Annotated in this window: 17 protein-coding genes and 1 pseudogene; all 18 read right to left on the reverse strand. The window is 24.8% G+C overall.

The window, feature by feature from the left end:
- Positions 1–52: 52 nt before the first annotated feature.
- A pseudogene (gene ftsH, locus GJT84_RS01715) lies at positions 53–1,864 on the reverse strand (ATP-dependent zinc metalloprotease FtsH); the annotation flags it as partial.
- 44 nt (positions 1,865–1,908) lie between these two features.
- The gene (locus GJT84_RS01720; protein WP_168867211.1) at positions 1,909–2,541 is read right to left on the reverse strand and encodes an RlmE family RNA methyltransferase; all 633 of its coding nucleotides are present in this window, start codon (positions 2,539–2,541) and stop codon (positions 1,909–1,911) included.
- Positions 2,542–2,921: 380 nt separating this feature from the next.
- Complete coding sequence (gene rpoC, locus GJT84_RS01725) at positions 2,922–7,121, reverse strand: DNA-directed RNA polymerase subunit beta' (RefSeq protein ID WP_168867212.1); 4,200 nt, start codon at positions 7,119–7,121, stop codon at positions 2,922–2,924.
- A gap of 68 nt (positions 7,122–7,189) precedes the next feature.
- Entirely contained in the window at positions 7,190–11,233 is a 4,044-nt protein-coding gene (gene rpoB, locus GJT84_RS01730; RefSeq protein WP_168867213.1) for a DNA-directed RNA polymerase subunit beta, read from the reverse strand.
- Positions 11,234–11,409: 176 nt separating this feature from the next.
- Positions 11,410–11,781: a 50S ribosomal protein L7/L12 gene (gene rplL, locus GJT84_RS01735; protein WP_168867214.1), complete on the reverse strand. Its 372-nt coding sequence runs from the start codon at positions 11,779–11,781 to the stop codon at positions 11,410–11,412.
- Positions 11,782–11,834: 53 nt separating this feature from the next.
- On the reverse strand, positions 11,835–12,335 hold the full coding sequence (gene rplJ / locus GJT84_RS01740) for a 50S ribosomal protein L10 (protein ID WP_168867215.1): 501 nt from the start codon (positions 12,333–12,335) through the stop codon (positions 11,835–11,837).
- 154 nt (positions 12,336–12,489) lie between these two features.
- Positions 12,490–13,185, reverse strand: a complete 696-nt coding sequence (rplA, locus tag GJT84_RS01745) for a 50S ribosomal protein L1 (protein WP_168867216.1) — start codon at positions 13,183–13,185, stop codon at positions 12,490–12,492.
- Positions 13,186–13,194: 9 nt separating this feature from the next.
- Positions 13,195–13,623 (reverse strand): 50S ribosomal protein L11, encoded by a 429-nt coding sequence (rplK, locus tag GJT84_RS01750; protein WP_168867217.1) that lies wholly within the window; start codon positions 13,621–13,623, stop codon positions 13,195–13,197.
- Positions 13,624–13,680: 57 nt separating this feature from the next.
- Complete coding sequence (gene nusG / locus GJT84_RS01755; protein WP_168867218.1) at positions 13,681–14,226, reverse strand: transcription termination/antitermination protein NusG; 546 nt, start codon at positions 14,224–14,226, stop codon at positions 13,681–13,683.
- Complete coding sequence (secE, locus tag GJT84_RS01760) at positions 14,227–14,610, reverse strand: preprotein translocase subunit SecE (protein WP_168867219.1); 384 nt, start codon at positions 14,608–14,610, stop codon at positions 14,227–14,229.
- Between the two features lie 164 nt (positions 14,611–14,774).
- A complete protein-coding gene (gene tuf / locus GJT84_RS01765) occupies positions 14,775–15,959 on the reverse strand; it encodes an elongation factor Tu (RefSeq protein WP_168867220.1) in 1,185 nt (394 codons plus the stop codon).
- 65 nt (positions 15,960–16,024) lie between these two features.
- Positions 16,025–18,142, reverse strand: coding sequence for an elongation factor G (gene fusA / locus GJT84_RS01770; protein ID WP_168867221.1), 2,118 nt, complete (start codon positions 18,140–18,142; stop codon positions 16,025–16,027).
- A gap of 178 nt (positions 18,143–18,320) precedes the next feature.
- Positions 18,321–18,791: a 30S ribosomal protein S7 gene (gene rpsG / locus GJT84_RS01775; protein ID WP_168867222.1), complete on the reverse strand. Its 471-nt coding sequence runs from the start codon at positions 18,789–18,791 to the stop codon at positions 18,321–18,323.
- Between the two features lie 22 nt (positions 18,792–18,813).
- Positions 18,814–19,185: a 30S ribosomal protein S12 gene (rpsL, locus tag GJT84_RS01780; protein WP_168867223.1), complete on the reverse strand. Its 372-nt coding sequence runs from the start codon at positions 19,183–19,185 to the stop codon at positions 18,814–18,816.
- A gap of 75 nt (positions 19,186–19,260) precedes the next feature.
- Positions 19,261–19,560, reverse strand: a complete 300-nt coding sequence (gene tusB, locus GJT84_RS01785) for a sulfurtransferase complex subunit TusB (protein WP_168867224.1) — start codon at positions 19,558–19,560, stop codon at positions 19,261–19,263.
- 25 nt (positions 19,561–19,585) lie between these two features.
- Complete coding sequence (tusC, locus tag GJT84_RS01790; protein WP_168867225.1) at positions 19,586–19,954, reverse strand: sulfurtransferase complex subunit TusC; 369 nt, start codon at positions 19,952–19,954, stop codon at positions 19,586–19,588.
- Positions 19,954–20,343 (reverse strand): sulfurtransferase complex subunit TusD, encoded by a 390-nt coding sequence (gene tusD / locus GJT84_RS01795; RefSeq protein WP_168867226.1) that lies wholly within the window; start codon positions 20,341–20,343, stop codon positions 19,954–19,956. Before tusD ends, tusC begins: the two co-directional genes overlap by 1 nt.
- Before the next feature lie 61 nt (positions 20,344–20,404).
- Positions 20,405–21,244: an FKBP-type peptidyl-prolyl cis-trans isomerase gene (gene fkpA / locus GJT84_RS01800; protein ID WP_168867227.1), complete on the reverse strand. Its 840-nt coding sequence runs from the start codon at positions 21,242–21,244 to the stop codon at positions 20,405–20,407.
- Between the last annotated feature and the right edge of the window lie 71 nt (positions 21,245–21,315).

Raw genomic sequence — 21,315 nt, forward strand, 5'->3', positions numbered from 1 at the left:
AATTAATTTATTAAATTAATTATTTTTAATAAAATTATTTTTTTATCCATTCAGGTACTCTGACTTCTTTTCTAGACATTAAATCATCTATTTGTAATAAATCTATAGTTTCATATTTAATTAAAGCATTTTTCATTGCATGTAATATATCAATATTCTCTTTTAAAATTTTAAATGCTCTATTATAATTTTCTTGAATTAAATATTTAATTTCTTCATCGATGATACGTGCAGTTTGATCTGACATATATTTTGTTTTTGCTACATTTCTTCCTAAAAAAATTTCTCCTTCTTCTTCTGCATATAATAAAGGACCTAATTTTTTAGAAAAACCCCACTGGGTTACCATATTTCTTGCTAAATTAGTAGCAATTTTTATATCATTAGAAGCTCCAGTAGATACATATTTTTCTCCATAAATTATTTCTTCTGCGATACGACCACCATAAAGTGTAGAAATTTTACTTTCTAATTTTTGACGATTTAAACTAATAATATCAATTTCTGGTAAAAAAAATGTAACTCCTAATGCTTGACCTCTAGGAATTATAGTAACCTTATGCACAGGATCATGTCCAGGAACTAGTCTACCAATTATAGCATGTCCTGCTTCATGATAAGCAGTAGATTCTTTCTGAGATTCGGTCATAACCATGGAACGTCTTTCAGAACCCATCATAATTTTATCTTTAGATTTTTCAAATTCAATCATTGATACAAATTCATGATCTTTACGAGCAGCTAATAAAGCAGCTTCATTTACTAAATTCGCTAAATCAGCACCAGAAAATCCAGGAGTACCACGTGCTAAAATTGTAAGATTAACATCTTTCCCAAGTGGTACATTTTTTATATGTATATTTAATATTTGTTCTCTACCTCTAATATCTGGTAAACTTACTATTACTCTTCTATCAAATCTTCCTGGTCTTAAAAGAGCTGGATCTAATACATCAGGACGATTTGTTGCAGCAATAACAATAACACTTTCATTATGATTAAAACCATCCATTTCAACTAACATTTGATTTAATGTTTGTTCTCTTTCATCATGACCACCTCCTAAACCGGCCCCTCTTTGACGTCCTACTGCATCTATTTCATCAATAAATATAATACATGGAGATGATTTTTTTGCTTTATTAAACATATCACGAACTCTAGAAGCTCCTACTCCAACAAACATTTCAACAAAATCAGATCCAGAAATAGTAAAAAATGGTACTTTAGATTCTCCTGCTATAGCTTTTGCTAATAAAGTTTTTCCTGTACCTGGTGGACCTACCATTAATACTCCTTTAGGAATTTTACCACCTAATTTTTGAAATTTTAATGGTTCTTTTAAATAATCTACAATTTCTTTTACTTCTTCTTTTGCTTCATCACATCCAGCTACATCATTAAATGTAGTTTTTATTTGATCTTTTGTTAACATACGAGCTTTACTTTTACCAAACGATAATGCACCTTTTCCTCCTCCTTGAATTTGACGCATAAAAAATAACCAAATAAAAATAATTAAAATCATAGGAAACCATGATATAAATATAGATAATAATATATTAGGACTTATAGGAGGTTCACCAAATACTTTAATATTTTTATCTAATAATATTTTAAGTAAATTAGGATCACTTATAGGCATATAAGTTGTATATTTACTATTATCTTTTTTATAAACATTAACTTGACGTTCACTAATATCAACTGAATTTATTTGTTGATGTTTAATTTCTGATAAAAAAGTTGAATATTCTATTTTTGATGTTGTATCATCTTTATTTGGATTTAAACTCTGGCAAACAGATATTAAAGTAATTGCAATCGCTAACCAGAGCATTATATTTTTTGCTATACCGCTCAAAAGAGTAACTCCATTATCATTTTTAATATAAATACAATAACATATTATTTATTTTGATATCCTTTTGCTACAATATATATTTCACGAGAACTAGATCTTGAAGCATTAGGTTTTCTAATTTTTATTGTTTTAAATAATGAATTAATTTTTTTTAAATATTTTTTTAATTCTATACCTTGAAATACTTTTATCAAAAAATTTCCATTAAAATCTAATATAGAATAACATAATTTTAAAGCTAATTCACTTAAATAAAAAAATTTAGGTATATCTATTTCTGATATACCAGAAATATTAGGAGATATATCGGACATTATTACTTGTGCTTTTAAATTATTTAATTTATTTTTAATTAAATTAAATATATTTTTATCACATAAATCTCCTTGTATATACTCTACATTATTTATTTGTTTCATTGGTAATAAATCACAAGCTATTATTTTTCCTTTTAATCCAATTTTTATTGATGCAAATTTAGACCAACCTCCAGGAGAACATCCTAAATCTATAACTATCATATTTGGTTTAAAAATTTTATCTAATTTTTGTATTTGTTGTAATTTAAACCATGATCGTGATCTTAATTTATTATTTTTTTTTACCTGTTTAACATAGATATCTTTAAGATATTTTTTTAACCAAATATTTTTTTTTTTATTTTTTTTATAAAACATTAATTTTATTTATTAAAATAATAAATAGATATGATTATATTTATGATAAATTATTAAAAATAATTATTTTAATTAATTTAAATATATTTTAAATAAGTATAACAAAAAAATTTTTTAATTACAATTTAAGTAAATGAATACTTATATTATTTTTTATTAAAAAATCTAATTTATTAATAATAAATATTATTTAATATTTATTATTTAAATTAGATTTAAATTTTTATAAAAAAATTTTAAATAATTTATTTCTTTTTAATATTCATAATTATAATTAAAAATATAAGTTTTTATTAATAAATTAAAAATATTTTAATTATTATGTTAATATTAATTTATTTATATAATAGTTTTATTATAAAATAAAATTATTATGTAATTTATTCTTTATTTAAATTTGCATTTAATAATTCAGTTAAATTTGCAGATGCCGATGCTGTTGTAGTAATATTATTTTTTCTTTTTTTAATACGATTTTTATGATAAGAATATCCGGTACCAGCTGGAATTAATCTTCCAACAATAACATTTTCTTTTAAACCTCTTAATCCATCAAATTTTCCTGCAACAGAAGCTTCTGTTAATACTCTTGTAGTTTCTTGAAAAGAGGCAGCAGAAATAAAAGATGCAGTTGCTAAAGATGCTTTAGTAATACCTAATAAATCATGAGTATAAGATATTATTTTTTTTCCTTGTTCTTTTAATTTTTTATTAGTTATCTTAATTTGAGATACTTCAACTTGTTCTCCATCTAAAAAATCAGAATCTCCTTTGTTTTTAATTGTTGCTTTACGTAACATTTGTCGTATTATAACTTCAATATGTTTATCATTTATTTTTACTCCTTGTAAACGATATACTTCTTGAACTTCATTAATTATATAATTTGTTACTTCATTAACACCTTTTAAACGTAATATATCATGTGGAGATTCAGAACCATCTGAAATAATATCTCCTTTATTTACTAATTCTCCTTCAAATACATTTATTTGTCTCCATTTTGGTATCATTTCTTCATATATATCTTCATTATTATTAATAGGACTAATTATTATACGTCTTTTACCTTTAGTTTCTTTACCAAAAGAAATTACACCACTAATTTCCGCTAAAATAGCTGACTCTTTTGGACGACGAGCTTCAAATAAATCTGCTACTCTAGGTAATCCTCCAGTTATATCTTTAGTACCTCCTGATTCTTGTGGTATCCTTGCTATAATGTCTCCTGCATGAATATTAACACCATTTTCTAAGTGAACTATTGTTTTACTAGGTAAAAAATAATGAGCAGGAATGTCAGTTCCAGGAATAAGAATATCTTCATTTTTATAATTTACAATTTTTAACATAGGTCTTAAATCTTTTCCTATTGAAGTTCTTTCAGATGTATCTAATACTACAATAGAAGATAAACCTGTTAATTCATCAGTTTGACGAATAATAGTTTGACTATCTAACATATCAATAAATTTTACTTTTCCATTAACTTCACTAATTATAGGCATAGTATGTGGATCCCAATAAGCAATTATTTCTCCTGAATTAATTTTTTCACCATTTTTTTTAGTTATAATTGCTCCATATGGTATTTTATATTTTTCCTTTACACGTCCAAATTTATCTAAAATTTTTAATTTAACATTTCTTGAAGTAATAACTAATTTACCATCAGAATTAATAACTGATTTCATATTTGTTAGATTTATAGTTCCCTTATCTTTTATTTGTATACTAGATTCAGATGCTACTCTAGAAGCTGCTCCACCTATATGAAATGTTCTCATAGTTAATTGTGTTCCAGGTTCACCTATTGATTGAGCTGCAATTACTCCAATTGCTTCTCCTTTATTAATAATATGTCCTCTTGCTAAATCACGACCATAACAATTAGCACATACACCAAAATCAGTTTCACAACTTACTACAGATCTCACTTCAATAGTATCAATAGAATATTGATCTAATAAATCACAATATTTTTCATTTAATAATGTATTTCTAGGAATTAAAATATTTTTTTTACCTGGTATTAAAATATCTTTTGCAGTTACTCTTCCTAAAACTCTTTCTCTAAGAGATTCTTTTACATCTCCTCCTTCAATTATAGGAGATATTTCAATACCATTTTTAGTTAAACAATCATTTTCTGTTATTACTAAATCTTGAGCAACATCAACTAATCTACGAGTTAAATAACCTGAATTTGCTGTTTTTAAAGCAGTATCTGCTAATCCTTTTCTTGCACCGTGAGTAGATATAAAATATTGTAATACATTTAATCCTTCTCTAAAATTAGCTGTTATTGGAGTTTCAATAATAGATCCATCAGGTTTGGCCATTAATCCTCTCATACCAGCTAGTTGTCTAATTTGAGCAGCTGAACCTCGTGCACCAGAATCTGCCATCATAAAAATATTATTAAAAGAAATTTGTTTTTCTATTATTCCTTTTTTATTGATTACATTTTCTGTAGATAAATTTTTCATCATTGCTTGTGCAACTTTTTCATTAGCTACTGACCAAATATCAATAACTTTGTTATATCTTTCTCCTGAAGTTACTAATCCTGACTGAAATTGTTCTTGTATTTCAGAAACTTCAGATTCTGCTTCTAATATGATTGAAGATTTTTTTTTAGGAATAATAATATCATCAATTCCTACAGAAGACCCTGATCTAGCTGCATAATAAAATCCAGTATACATAATTTTATCTGCAAAAATAACTGTAGGTTTTAATCCTAAAATTCTATAACATATATTTAACATTTTAGAAATTGATTTTTTACCTAAAGTTTTATTTATTATTTTATAAGGTAAACCTTTTGGTACATACATCCAAAATATTGCTCTACCTATTGTAGTATTTACAATATTTCTATTTTTTATCCATTCATTATTTTTATTTTTATAATATTCAGTTATTCTAACTTTAACACGTGCATGTAAATCTCCTTGTCCTGTACGATAAGCTTTTTCTGCTTCTTTAGGATTAGATAATATCATATCTTCTCCTTTAGCATTAATCCTTTCTCTAGTCATATAATATAAACCTAAAACTACATCTTGTGATGGAACAATAATAGGTTCTCCATTAGCTGGTGATAAAATATTATTAGTAGACATCATAAGTGCTCTAGCTTCTAATTGTGCTTCTAAAGTTAGAGGAATATGGACAGCCATTTGGTCGCCATCAAAATCAGCATTATAGGCTGCACATACAAGAGGATGTAATTGTATTGCTTTTCCTTCAATTAATATTGGTTCAAAAGCTTGTATTCCTAACCTATGTAAAGTTGGTGCACGATTTAATAATATTGGATGTTCTCTTATAACTTCTTCTAAAACATCCCAAACTACAGATTCTTCTTTTTCAACCATTTTTTTTGCAGATTTAATTGTAGTTGCTAATCCTTGTATTTCTAATTTTCCATATATAAATGGTTTAAATAATTCTAAAGCCATTTTTTTAGGTAAACCACATTGATTTAAATGTAAATAAGGTCCTACTGTAATAACAGATCTTCCTGAATAATCTACTCTTTTTCCTAATAAATTTTGTCTAAACCTTCCTTGCTTACCTTTAATCATATCTGCTAATGATTTTAAAGGTCTTTTATTAGATCCTATTATTGCTCTTCCTCTTCTACCATTATCTAAAAGAGCATCAACTGCTTCTTGTAACATACGTTTTTCATTTCTTACTATAATATCAGGAGCTGATAATTCTAATAAACGTTTTAATCTATTATTACGATTAATAACACGACGATATAAATCATTTAAATCAGAAGTAGCAAATCTTCCTCCGTCTAATGGTACTAAAGGTCTTAAATCAGGAGGTAAAACTGGTAATACATTCATTATCATCCATTCCGGTTTATTTCCTGAATGAATAAAAGATTCAAGTAATTTTATACGTTTAGTAATTTTTTTTCTTTTAGTTTCAGAATTAGTATTATATAATTCATTACGTAAAAATTCACATTCTTCTTCTAAATTAATATTTTTTAACAAGTATTCAATAGCTTCTGCTCCCATTTTTGCATTAAATTCATCTCCAAATTCTTCTAATGCATCTAAATATTGTTCTTCTGTTAAAATTTGTCTTTTATTTAATTTTGTTATACCTTCTTCAACAATAACATAAGATTCAAAATATAATACTCTTTCGATATCTTTTAATGGCATATTTAATAATAATCCTATCCTAGAAGGTAATGATTTTAAAAACCATATATGTGCAGTAGGAGATGCAAGTTCAATATGTCCCATTCTTTCACGTCTAACTTTAGTTTGTGTAACTTCAACACCACATTTTTCACATATTACACCACGATGTTTTAATCTTTTATATTTTCCACATAGACACTCATAATCTTTTACAGGTCCAAAAATACGAGCACAAAATAAACCATCTCTTTCTGGTTTAAAAGTACGATAATTAATTGTTTCTGGTTTTTTTACTTCTCCAAAAGACCAAGATCTAATTATATCAGAAGAAGCTAAAGAAATTTTTATTGCGTCAAATTCTTCTATTCTATTTGGTGATTTTAAAAGCTTAAATAAATCTTTCACAAAAAAATTACCTCACTCATATTAGGAATTAATAAAAGTATTTAAATTAAAATAATTAATTATAAATTTTATTCTTTATTTTCTAATTCAATATTTATTCCTAATGAACGTATTTCTTTAAGCAAAACATTAAATGATTCTGGCATTCCTGGTTCCATTTGGTGATTTCCATCAACAATATTTTTATACATTTTTGTTCTACCATTTACATCATCAGATTTAATTGTTAACATTTCTTGTAAAGTATATGCTGCTCCATATGCTTCTAAAGCCCATACTTCCATTTCTCCAAATCTTTGCCCTCCAAATTGAGCTTTACCTCCTAATGGTTGTTGTGTAACTAAACTATATGATCCTGTAGATCTTGCATGCATCTTATCATCTACTAAATGATTTAATTTTAACATATACATATAGCCTACAGTTACAGGTCTTTCAAATTTTTCACCTATAAGACCATCATATAATGTAATTTGTCCTGAAATTGGTAAACCAGAAAGTTTTAATAATTTTTTTATTTCACTTTCTTTAGCTCCATCAAAAACTGGAGTTGCAATTGGCATCCCTTGTTTTAAATTATTTGCTAAAGATAATATTTCTTTATCTGAAAAATTATTAAAATCTATATTTTGTCTAATATTATTACCTATATTATAAGCTTTTTGAATAAAACAACGTATTTCTTCAATATTTTTTTGTTGTTGTAATAATAAGTTAATTTTATTACCAATACCTTTTGCAGCCATACCTAAATGTGTTTCTAAAATTTGTCCTATATTCATTCTAGATGGAACACCTAAAGGATTTAATACAATATCAACAGGATAACCATTATCATCATACGGCATATCTTCTACAGGACAAATTTTAGATATTACTCCTTTATTACCATGTCTTCCTGCCATTTTATCTCCTGGTTGTACTTGTCTTTTAACAGCTAAATTAACTTTAACTATTTTTAATATACCAGGAGCTAAATCATCACCTTGAGTTATTTTCTTTTTTTGTATATTAAGTATTTTATTAAATTTTATTTTTAATTCATCATATTGTTTTATGAGATTATTTAATTTATTTCCTTTTTCTTTATTTTGAGAAGAAAATAATTTAACCCAATGATTTAAAGAATATTTTAATATATCTTCTTTATGAATACCATTTTGTATTAGAAATAAACGTATACGTGTAAAAATATTTACTTCAAATATTTTTTGTTCATCAAACAAATCTTTTTTAATTTGTTTTAATTCCATTTCCTCAATTTCTAAAGTTCTTTTATCTTTTTTTACTCCATCTCTTGTAAAAATTTTTACATCAATAACAGTACCTGAAACTCCATTAGGAACTCGTAATGATGTATCTTTTACATCAGAAGCTTTTTCTCCAAAGATAGCACGTAATAATTTTTCTTCTGGTGATAATTGTGTTTCTCCTTTAGGAGTAACTTTTCCAACTAAAATATCACCACTTGTTACTTCAGCACCAATATATACAATACCTGATTCATCTAATTTAGATAAAGAAGATTCACTAACATTAGGAATATCTGAAGTAATTTCTTCAGATCCTAATTTAGTATCACGAGATATACATGATAATTCTTGTATATGAATAGTTGTAAATCTATCTTCTTGTACAATTTTTTCTGAAAGTAATATAGAATCTTCAAAATTATAACCATTCCATGGCATAAAAGCTACTCTCATATTCTGGCCAAGTGCTAATTCACCCAAATCTGTAGAAGGCCCATCTGCTAATACATCTCCTTTTTCTACTAAATCATTTAACTTAATACATGGAATTTGATTAATACAAGTATTTTGATTAGATCTTGTATATTTAGTTAAATGATAAATATCAATACCTTTTGTTTGTATATTTGTTTCATCATTATCATTAATTTTGATAATAATACGAGATGCATCTACATATTGTACAATTCCTGAATTTTTTGCAATAATAGTTACCCCTGAATCTACAGCTACTATTCTTTCCATTCCAGTACCAACTAAAGGTTTTTCTGATTTTAAAGTAGGTACAGCTTGTCTTTGCATATTAGCACCCATTAATGCTCTATTTGCATCATCATGTTCTAAAAATGGAATTAAAGAAGCTCCTACAGAAACTATTTGTTGATTTGAAACATCCATATAATTAATTTGTTCTTTTTTAAATAAACTAGATTCACCTTTATTTCTACATGTAACTAAATCATTTAAAATTAATCCATTTGATGGATTAATTTTAGTATTAGCTTGAGCAATAATAAAATTTCCTTCTTCTATAGAAGATAAATAGTGAATAATATTAGTAACATAAGCATTATTAACACAACGATAAGGTGTTTCTAAAAAACCATATTTATTAGTTCTCGCATAAACTGATAATGAATTAATTAAACCTATATTAGGACCTTCTGGTGTTTCAATAGGACATACTCTACCATAATGAGTAGGATGAACATCTCTAACTTCAAAACCTGCCCTTTCTCTAGTTAAACCTCCCGGTCCTAAAGCTGAAATACGTCTTTTATGTGTAATTTCTGATAATGGATTATTTTGATCCATAAATTGAGATAATTGGCTTGAACAAAAAAATTCTTTTATAGCAGCAGAAATAGGTTTAGCATTAATCATATCTTGAGGCATTACATTATTATTATCACTTAATGATAATCGTTCTTTAACAGAACGTTCAACACGAATTAATCCTATACGAAATTGATTTTCTACCATTTCTCCAACAGATCTAATTCTTCTATTACCTAAATGATCAATATCATCTATTTCTCCTCTACCATTACGTATATCTATTAATTTTTTAATTACATCAATAATATCTTGTTTATTTAAAATTCCAGAACCAATTATATTATTACGTAATAAAGAACGATTAAATTTCATTCTTCCTACAGAAGATAAATCATAACGTTCTATATTAAAAAATAATTTTTTAAATAATAATTCTGCTGATTCTTTAGTAGGAGGTTCACCAGGTCTCATCATTCTATATATTTCTACTAAAGCTTCTAATTTATCAGCAGTAACATCTATTCTTAATGTCTCAGATATATATGGACCATTATCTAAATCATTAGTAAATATTGTATCAATTACGTCATATTCATGAGTTTCTAATATTTTATCAATACTATCTAATTCTAAATAAGAATTAGCAGAAATTATAATTTCTCCTGTTTTACTATTTATATAATCTTTAGATACTACTTTTCCTATAAGATAATCTTTTGGTATGTTTATATATTTAATTTTATTTTTTTTTAAATTATTTATATGTCTTAAAGTAATACGTTTTCCTTTTTCTATATAAATTATACCATTAACTATTATATCAAATAATGCTGTTTCTCCTCTTAATCTATCTGGTATTAATTTTATTGATAATTTTTCATTTTTGATAATATAGATGTTTTTTTCAAAAAAAATATCTAAAATTTTTTCAGTATCATAACCTAAAGCTTTTAACATTATTGTAACTGGTAACTTTCTTCTTCTATCAATACGAAAAAAAATATTATCTTTTGGATCAAATTCAACATCTAACCATGATCCTCTATATGGAATAATACGAGCATTATATAATATTTTCCCTGAAGTATGTGTTTTTCCTTTATCACTATCAAAAAATACTCCAGGACTACGGTGTAATTGAGATACTACTACTCTTTCAATACCATTAATTATAAAAGTACCATTTTTTGTCATTAATGGAATTTCTCCCATATATACTTCTTGTTCTTTTATAATTTTTTTATTTATTTCTGATAATTCTTTATTATGAATAATTAATTGTAATATTACACGTAAAGGTGCAGAATAAGTCATACCTCTTATTTTACATTCTTTAACATTAAAAATAGCTTTACCCAAACGATAATTTATATAATGTAATTCACAATTACCACTATAACTTTTTATTGGAAAAATAGATTTAAAAGCAGCCTCTAATCCATATTTCCCCGTAAGATCTTGTTTTATAAATTTTTTAAATGAATCAAGTTGTATAGAAAGTAAATATGGAATACTTAAAACTTGAGATTGTTTACCAAAATCTTTACGAATACGTTTTTTTTCAGTTTGAGAATAAACCATATGGTTCCTCAGTTATCTGATAAATTGAGTAAATTTATTCACTATCTGTATATTAATGAATAGTGTACATATTATTTTAAATTTAAATTTTATTTGAATAATATCTAATATATATTATAAAATGTTTTAAAAAAATTTAGTAATTTTATAATTAATATTATTTATATGTTAAAAAATTATTTTATTTCTATTTCAGCTCCAGATATTTTTAATATTTTTTCTAAAGCTAAAGCTTCTTCTTTATTAATAGCTTCTTTAAGTATAACAGGAGCTGATTCTACTAAATCTTTAGCTTCTTTTAATCCTAAGCTTATAGCATTTCTTACTGCTTTTATAACTGCTATTTTATTTTTACCTATATTTTTTAAATACACATTAAATTCAGTTTGCTCTTCTACTTCTTCTACAATTTTATCATTAGCTGTATTTGTCATAATAGTAGCTGATGATACTCCAAATTTTTTTTCCATATCACTTATTAAATCCATTATATCCATAATAGACATAGTACTAACAGCTTCTATTATTTGTTTTTTAGTTATAGACATAAAAAATTCCTAAAAGTTAAAAATAATGTATTATTTTTAATAAAAATTATTTTTTATAAATTAATTTTTTTTGTATTTTTAATAACTACTAATATTTTAATAAATTTTCCTATAGCAGACTCTTTAATTATAGCTAACATAAGAGATAAAGCTTCTTTATAAGTAGGTAATTTAGCTAGTTTATCGATATCTTTAGCATCAATTAATTTACCATTAAAAGATGCAATTTTAATTTTAAAATTAGTATTAGTTTTAGAAAAGTTTTTAAATAAACGTGCTGCTGCACCAGGATGTTTAAGTGAATATCCAATTAATATTGGTCCATTTAATTGATTTTGTAAACATTCAAAATTACTATTTTTTATAATTAATTTTAATAATTTATTTCTAACTACTCCTATAAAAACATTATTTTCACGACTGTTTTTTCTTAATTGAGTAATATTGTTAACACTTACACCACAAGCATTAGCAATAACAACAGACAAAGCTTTTTGATTTATTTTACTTAATTTTGCAACAATCATTTTTTTTTCTTTAATATTTAATGGCATTATATTATTGCACTCCTGAGTTTTAATATAAAAGAATTAAATAATTAGAATTGATATTTTAAATATAAAATAATTGTATTTAAATATGTATATGATATTTTTAATTAAAAACAATTATTTTAATATAAAAAAAACTATTCGTAAAGTAAAAAAATTAAATATTTATTAAAGACGTTGTTATATTAATAGAAATTCCCATTGTCGATGAAATATATATTTTTTTAATAAAATTTCCTTTTATTTGTGATGGTTTATGTTTTTTTAAAATATTTATTATATACTCTATATTTTCTTTTATTTTATAATTATCAAAATTAATTTTACCTATATTAGTATGAATAATACCATTTTTATCATTACGTAAAGTAATTTGTCCTTTTTTAATTTTATTTATAGTTTCTTTTATATTTTCAGTAATGGTTCCTAGTTTAGGATTAGGCATTATCCCTCGTGGACCTAAAATTGGAGCTAATTTTCTAACTAAATTCATTGCTTCTGGAAGAGTTATTACTACATTAATTTTTTTTTCACCATTTTTAATTTTTATTGCTAAATCTTCCATACCAACTAAATCTGCACCTGCTTCTTTAGCTTCTATTGCTTTATCTCCGTGAGCAAATACAGCAATTTTTATACGTTTGCCTGTTCCATGTGGTAAAATAATATTTTTTCTAATATTTTGTTCTGATTTTTTTGAATCAATACCTAATTGTATTGCAATATCAATACTTTCAATAAAATTAACTGTACTAAATTTTTTTAACTCATTAATAGCTTCATCAATAGAAAATTTTTTATTTTGATTAATTTTACTATACATATTAGTCATACGTTTTGTTTGTTTAACCATTATTATACTTTAATCCTCTATTACTAAACCCATAGAAAGAGCTGTTCCTTCTATAGAAAGCATCATTGCTTCAATATTTACTCCTGTCATATCAACAGATTTCAATTTTGCTATCTGACGAATTTGATCATGAGTTATTTTACCTATTTTTTCTATTTTTGGTTTACTAGAACCAGATTTAATTCCTATTGCTTTTTTTATTAAAAATGATGCAGGAGGTGTTTTTGTAATAAATGAAAAAGAACGATCTAAATAAATAGTAATTATAACAGGAATAGGCATGCCTTTTTCTAAATTACTAGTTTGAATATTAAATTTTTTACAAAAATCCATTATATTAATTCCATGTTGACCTAATGCTGGTCCAATAGGAGGACTAGGATTAGCAATTCCTGCTGAAACTTGTAATTTAACATAAGTTTTAATTTTTTTTGCCATTATTATTCCTTGTAATTAATAATTTAATTAAAAAATAAAAAATTTTATATAAATTAATTATCCTTTTTCTACTTGACTAAAATCTAAATCAACAGGTGTTGCTCTACCAAAAATTGATACTGATACTTTTAAACGACTTTTTTCATAATCAACTTCTTCAACAACACCATTAAAATCAGAAAAAGGACCATCGTTTACACGAATCATTTCTCCAGCTTCAAATAATATTTTTGGTCTTGGTTTATCTCCAATTTGTTGAAGGCGACTTTTTATTATATCTATTTCTTTATTACTAATAGGTGATGGATTATCAGAAGTACCTCCTACAAAACCTAATACTCTAGGAACGCTACGAACTAAATGCCAACTAATATCTTTCATAATCATATTAATTAAAATATATCCAGGAAAAAATTTACGTTCACTTTTATAACGTTGTCCACTACGAATTTCTACAACTTCTTCTGTAGGTATTAAAATATCTCCAAAAAGTTCATCCATATTATTAATATTAATATGTTCTTTAAGAGATTGTGCTACACGATTTTCAAATCCAGATCGAGCTTGAATTACATACCATCTTTTTTGTATAGATTTAGTCATTTATAATCTCATATTAGTTAAAAAAGATATTAAATAAATTAAAATGCTATCAAGTCCCCAAATAATTATTGATATAATTAAAGTAATTATTATAATAATTAAAGTTACTTGTAAAGTTTCTTTATAAGTTGGCCAAATTACTTTACGTGTTTCTATACGTGCTTCACGAATAAATAAAAATATTTTTTTTCCTGTGTTAGTAGACAATATAATAAAAACTATTAAAATTAATATAGGGCAAATAACTATTATTCTGATAGGAAATTCTATATTTTGATATAAATAATCATATATTATAATTGAAATAAATAAAAATATACTAATAGTCCATTTTATAATTTCTAAAATGTATTTACTCCTTTTAAATCCTAAATTATTAATCATATATAAACCAATAAGAAATAAACTTAGTTCAATAACATGTTATTTAAATAATATTTAATAAAAATATTCTTTATAATTAGATTATTTATGTTATTTTAAATTATTAAAAAAAGAATCAAAGGGATTAATATTTTAATACCCTATCATCTTCTTTTATTTTATTATTATTTTAATATTTTAGTAACAACTCCAGCACCAACAGTTCTTCCACCCTCACGAATAGCAAATCTTAAACCATCAGTCATAGCAATAGGATTTATTAAAGTTACGGTCATTTTAATATTATCACCAGGCATTACCATTTCAATTTCTTCTGGTAATTCAATAGTTCCAGTAACATCAGTAGTTCTAAAATAAAATTGTGGACGATAACCTTTAAAAAATGCAGTATGCCTTCCACCTTCATCTTTAGATAAAACATATACTTCTGATTCAAATTGAGTATGAGGTTTTATGGATCCTGGTTTAGCTAAAACCTGTCCTCTTTCAATCTCTTCTCTTTTAATACCTCGAAGTAAAATTCCTACATTTTCTCCAGCGCGACCTTCATCTAATAATTTACGAAACATTTCAACTCCTGTACAAGTAGATTTTACAGTATTTCTAATACCAACAATTTCTACTTCTTCTCCTACTTTAATTATTCCTCTTTCAACTCTTCCTGTTACAACTGTTCCTCTTCCAGAAATAGAAAAAACATCTTCAATTGGTAATAAAAACGGCTGTTCAATAGCTCTTTTAGGTTCAGGTATATAATTATCTAAACAATTTGATAATTCAATAATTTTTTTCTCCCAAATTATATCACCTTCTAATGCTTTAAGAGCAGAACCACGAATTATTGGAGTTTTTTCTCCTGGAAAATCATATTGAGTTAATAAATCACGTATTTCCATTTCTACTAATTCTAATAATTCCTCATCATCAACTAAGTCACATTTATTAAGAAAAACAACAATATAAGGAACTCCAACTTGTCTCGCTAATAAAATATGTTCTCTTGTTTGAGGCATTGGACCATCTGTAGCTGCAACTACTAATATAGCACCATCCATTTGTGCTGCTCCAGTAATCATGTTTTTTACATAATCAGCATGTCCAGGACAATCTACATGTGCATAATGACGATATTTTGTATCATATTCTACATGAGAAGTATTAATAGTAATACCTCTTTCTTTTTCTTCTGGAGCATTATCTATTTGATCAAAAGCTTTAGCTGAACCACCATATTTTTTAGATAACACAGTTGTAATAGCTGCTGTCAAAGTTGTTTTACCATGATCAACATGTCCTATGGTACCTACATTAATATGTGGTTTAGAACGTTCAAATTTCTCTTTAGACATAGAATAATTCCTTCTATATTATTTTCTTTTATAAAATAAAAAAAAATTATTTAATTATTGAACTATTATTTACATCTAGAATCAATAATAATTTGTGAAATATTATTAGGTGCTTCAGTATATTTTAAAAATTCCATAGAATATGATGATCTTCCTTGAGTATAAGAACGTAAATCAGTAGCATAACCAAACATTTCAGATAATGGTACACAAGCACGTATTAATTTACCAGTTGGAATATTATCTATTCCTTCTATAATTCCTCTTCTACGATTTAAATCTCCTATTACATCTCCCATATATTCTTCAGGAGTTTCTACTTCTACCTTCATAATAGGTTCTAATAATACTGGATTAGCTTGTTTAAATGCATTTTTAAATGCAATTGAAGCGGCTAATTTAAATGCTAATTCTGAAGAATCTACATCATGATATGATCCATAATGTAATCTAACTGCAATATTTACAACTGGATAACCAGCCATTGGTCCTGATTTTAACTGTTCTTGAATACTTTTATCTATAGACGAAATATATTCACTAGGTATTACACCACCTTTTATATCGTTAGTAAATAAGTATCCTATGTTATTTTTTTTATTAAGTTTAATTGGAGATATATCTATAACAACATGACCATATTGTCCTCTTCCACCAGTTTGTTTTATATGTTTACCTTCTATATTTAATGCATCTTTTTTTATAGTTTCACGATAAGATACTTGAGGTTTACCAACATTAGCAGATACATTAAATTCTCTTTTCATCCTATCAACTATAATTTCTAAATGAAGTTCACCCATACCAGCAATTATAGTTTGGTTGCTTTCTTCATCAGTCCAAGTACGTAATGATGGATCTTCTTTTGTTAATCTATTTAATGCTAATCCCATTTTTTCTTGATCAACTTTAGTTTTAGGTTCTATTGCAATAGAAATTACAGGATCTGGAAATTCCATTTTTTCAAGAATAATACTTTTTTCAGGAGAACATAATGTATCTCCTGTAGTAACATCTTTTAAACCAATCGCAGCAGCAATATCTCCAGCATGAACTTTTTTAATTTCTTCACGTTTATTAGCATGCATTTGTACGATTCTTCCAATTCGTTCTTTTTGCATTTTAATAGGATTAAAAATTAAATCACCACTACTTATTGTACCAGAATATACTCTAAAAAAAGTTAAGTTACCAACAAATGGATCGTTTGCTATTTTAAAAGCTAATGCAGAAAAAGGTTCATTATCATTGGATTTACGAATAGATAATATTTTTTGTTTATTATCTATAATTCCTTCTATAGGGGGTATATCAGTTGGTGCTGGTAAAAATTCAATTACTGCATCTAACATAGCTTGTACTCCTTTATTTTTAAAAGCAGAGCCACAAGTTATTAAAGTAATTTCATTATTTAATACTCTTTTTCTTAAAGATAATTTTATTTCCTTTTCAGAAAGATCTATTCCATCTAAATATTTATCCATTAATTTTTCATCTGATTCTACAGCTGATTCAATTAATTTTTGACGCCAAAAATTTGATTCTTTTATCATATTTCTGGGTATATTATTATAATTAAAAGTTGTACCTTGATCTTTATCATTCCAACTTATTGCCTTCATTTTAATTAAATCTATAACACCAATAAATTTATCTTCAGATCCAATAGGTAATTGAATTGGAACAGTTTCTGTAAATAAATTTTTTTGAATCTGGTTAACAACTTTCAAAAAATTAGCTCCCATACGATCCATTTTATTTATAAATGCTATTCTTGGAACTTTATATTTATTTGCTTGTCTCCATACTGTTTCTGATTGTGGCTGAACACCTCCAACTGCACAATAAATCATTACTACTCCATCTAAAATTCTCATAGATCTTTCTACTTCAATTGTAAAATCAACATGTCCAGGTGTATCAATAATATTAATTCTATGTGATTTATATTGGTTAGCCATTCCTGACCAAAAAGCTGTAGTAGCTGCTGATGTAATAGTAATCCCTCTTTCTTGTTCTTGTTCCATCCAATCCATAGTTGCAGCACCATCATGTACTTCACCTATTTTATGATTAACTCCAGTATAAAAAAGAATCCTTTCAGTAGTAGTAGTTTTACCTGCATCAATATGTGCACTAATACCAATATTACGGTAACGTGTTATAGGAGTTATACGACTCATTTGATTCCTCTATTATATATAAATACTGAAAAATTTAAATATATTATTAAATTCATTAAGCAATAATGAATATTACATAATATTGATATATTTATTAGCTACAACATATTTTATTGATGAATTTATTAGTTTAATAATTTAATACCTATCTATGTATTAAGTAATATATTGAAATTTATTACCAACGATAATGAGCGAAAGCTTTATTAGCTTCAGCCATACGATGTACTTCTTCTTTTTTTTTAATTGCATTACCTTTGTTTTCGATAGCATCAGAGATTTCATGAGCTAATCTTAATGACATTGATTTATCATTTCTTTTTCTTGCAGCATCTACTAACCAACGCATTGCTAATGTATTTCTTCTAGAAGGTCTAACTTCTACTGGAACCTGATAAGTTGATCCTCCTACTCTACGAGATTTTACTTCTACCATAGGTTTGACATTTTCTAATGCATTTAAAAAAATATCTAATTCATTTTTACCAGAATTTTTAGTTATTGATTTTAAAGCTGAATAAACAATAGATTCTGCTATAGATTTTTTTCCATTAATCATTAGTATATTAATAAATTTAGCAAGTAAATTTGAATCAAATTTAGGATCTGGTAATATTTTACGTTGACTAATTATACGTCTACGAGACATAATATAATACTCCATATTAATATTATTTAGGTTTTTTTACACCATATTTAGATCGTCCTTTTTTTCTTTCTTTTACACCAGAACAATCCAATGCTCCTCTAATTGTATGATATCTAACACCTGGTAAATCTTTTACTCTACCTCCTCTAATTAATATTACAGAATGTTCTTGTAAATTATGTCCTTCTCCTGGTATATAAGAAGTTACTTCAAATCCATTAGTTAAACGAACTCTACAAACTTTTCTTAATGCTGAATTTGGTTTTTTAGGTGTTGTTGTGTATACTTTAATACAAACTCCTCTTTTTTGAGGACATGAATTTAAAGCAGGAACATTACTTTTAGTAATTTTACGTGTTCGTTGTTTTCGAACTAATTGGTTTACTGTTGCCATTATTTTACTTCCTAAATAAAATTATTATAGTCTAAATAATTTTAAAATAAATTATATTTATATCAAAAATTATAATTACCAAAATATTTGTTGTTTATTTTTTATTGATAAAGATACAAAATCTTTATATTCTATTTGTATTATTTTTTTAGATATTATATTCAATAATCCTCTTGATTCTATATCATTTTTTATACCAAAAACATGGAATGGAATTTTATTTTTAATTTTTATTATTTTTTTCATTGAAACACTATTTTTCAAACCAGCTAAAACACCATCTTGAATTAAAATCAAATCATCATTTTTACTTAAATATTTTAAAAGTAAAGAAAAATTACAAGATGATGGTGAATTAAATAAGGTATATAACATACATTAAATTTATATAAATTATAATTTAGAAATGTAAAATTTTATCATAATTATTAAGTTTTTTTTTCCAATATAAAGAATTAATAATTTTTACAGGTACTGTCCAATATTTTTTCTTATTAAAATTTTTTAAACCTAATATATTTAAAGAATCAGAACAAATAAAATAATCTTTTATATTACAAATACTTAAAATATTAAAACTAATACTATAATTAGGTAAAAATATTTTTTCTGGTTTTTGTTCAGATATTATCTGAAAAATACCATCTCCTGTAAAAAATAATGCTATATCCTCAGTAAATGAGGATATAGAAATTATAGTATCTAATCCTTCTTGACCAGAACTATTACCATATGGAGATTGAGAAAAAATAAAAGCTATTTTATTCATTAAAATTGTATTAAACGATCACAAGTTAATATAGATTTAGCTAATATACTTAGACTTGTTATTTTAAATTTATTTTTTATTAAATCATTATTTAATTGATTTTTTAATATTGGCTTGTTATTTATAATCATTCCTCTTTTTCTTGCAGAAGAAATACAAAAATACAAACCTATATTATATTTATTACTTAAATATTGCCAACTATTAACTAAATTTAATTTATAATCATCTAATTTAATATATTTATTAGCATTATATACACCATCACGATAGAAAAAAATATTTTTTATGCAATGATTCTCTTTAATTACTGCATTTGCAAAAAAATATGCTGAATATGAATTTTGTGTACCGTAAGGTGAACCCATTACTAATAATGAAAAAATCATATTATTTCCAAAAAAATATCTATATAAAAACTATTTAATAAATATAATAACTAAATAAATGTTATTTACTTTTATTTTTGATAAAAGAATTTTTAATATCTAATAACTCAATTTCAAATATTAAAGTAGAATTTACAGGAATTCCTGAAATTAAATTTTTTCCATATCCTAAATTAGGAGGTACAACAATTTTAATTTTTCCACCTTTTGTAATATATTGTAATGCTTCTTTCCAACCAGGAATAATTTCTTGAAAATTAATAGATAATGGAATTTTTCTGGAATATGAACTATCAAATATAGTTCCATCAACTAATGTTCCTTTATAATGAACAACTACAATAACGTTACTATTATTTCTTAATTTTCTTTTTCCATATCCTATTTTTTGTATTTGATATAATAATCCTGTTTTACTTCTTATTACATTTTTTTGTTTTAAAAATCTTGCAATATATTTTTTACCTGCAATAGCATTTTTTCTTGATTCTTCTTTTATTTTATTATTAGTAGCATTTTTTACTTCTAACTCAAATGATGTAAGAATGCTATTTAATTCTTTATCCGTTAATTTAACAGTATTATTAATACAATCAATTATTCCTTGAATAATAAATTTTTTATTTAGTGGAACATTAATTTTTTGTTGTTCTTGAAAAGAATGGTTTAAATATTTTCCTATTGTAACTCCTAATGCATAAGATTGTTGTTCTTCTTTATTACGAAAATAATTTTCTTTTTTAATATTTATTGTATCAATTGATTCAATAATTGTTTCTTTTTTATTATTATTCCACCATTTAATATTTTTATATATTGATGCTCTTATAGGTAAATTTAAACCTATAGCTAAAATAAATATAATTAAAAATATTGATATTTTTTTAGTAAAAAATTTCATTTTTTCTCCAAAAATATTAAAAATTTTAAAAATTATGTTTTAATAAAATTATAAACTATTTTTAAAATTTA

The organism is Enterobacteriaceae endosymbiont of Plateumaris sericea, from assembly GCF_012562605.1.
Classification (GTDB): Bacteria; Pseudomonadota; Gammaproteobacteria; order Enterobacterales; family Enterobacteriaceae.

Excerpts from the sequence above, each read along its gene's own strand:
- tusD (WP_168867226.1), bottom strand. The coding sequence starts at position 20,343 with ATGATTTTTTCATTATTAGTAATGGGTTCACCTTACGGTACACAAAAT.
- fkpA (WP_168867227.1), bottom strand. The coding sequence starts at position 21,244 with ATGAAATTTTTTACTAAAAAAATATCAATATTTTTAATTATATTTATT.
- nusG (WP_168867218.1), bottom strand. The coding sequence starts at position 14,226 with ATGACTAAATCTATACAAAAAAGATGGTATGTAATTCAAGCTCGATCT.
- tuf (WP_168867220.1), bottom strand. The coding sequence starts at position 15,959 with ATGTCTAAAGAGAAATTTGAACGTTCTAAACCACATATTAATGTAGGT.
- rpoB (WP_168867213.1), bottom strand. The coding sequence starts at position 11,233 with ATGGTTTATTCTCAAACTGAAAAAAAACGTATTCGTAAAGATTTTGGT.
- rplJ (WP_168867215.1), bottom strand. The coding sequence starts at position 12,335 with ATGCCATTAAATATTAAAGAAAAAAAAATGATTGTTGCAAAATTAAGT.
- fusA (WP_168867221.1), bottom strand. The coding sequence starts at position 18,142 with ATGAGTCGTATAACTCCTATAACACGTTACCGTAATATTGGTATTAGT.
- secE (WP_168867219.1), bottom strand. The coding sequence starts at position 14,610 with ATGATTAATAATTTAGGATTTAAAAGGAGTAAATACATTTTAGAAATT.
- tusB (WP_168867224.1), bottom strand. The coding sequence starts at position 19,560 with ATGTTATATACCTTATTTAATTCACCATCATCTTGTAATTTTTCTTTA.
- rplL (WP_168867214.1), bottom strand. The coding sequence starts at position 11,781 with ATGTCTATAACTAAAAAACAAATAATAGAAGCTGTTAGTACTATGTCT.
- tusC (WP_168867225.1), bottom strand. The coding sequence starts at position 19,954 with ATGAATAAAATAGCTTTTATTTTTTCTCAATCTCCATATGGTAATAGT.
- rplA (WP_168867216.1), bottom strand. The coding sequence starts at position 13,185 with ATGGTTAAACAAACAAAACGTATGACTAATATGTATAGTAAAATTAAT.
- rplK (WP_168867217.1), bottom strand. The coding sequence starts at position 13,623 with ATGGCAAAAAAAATTAAAACTTATGTTAAATTACAAGTTTCAGCAGGA.
- GJT84_RS01720 (WP_168867211.1), bottom strand. The coding sequence starts at position 2,541 with ATGTTTTATAAAAAAAATAAAAAAAAAAATATTTGGTTAAAAAAATAT.
- rpsG (WP_168867222.1), bottom strand. The coding sequence starts at position 18,791 with ATGTCTCGTAGACGTATAATTAGTCAACGTAAAATATTACCAGATCCT.
- rpsL (WP_168867223.1), bottom strand. The coding sequence starts at position 19,185 with ATGGCAACAGTAAACCAATTAGTTCGAAAACAACGAACACGTAAAATT.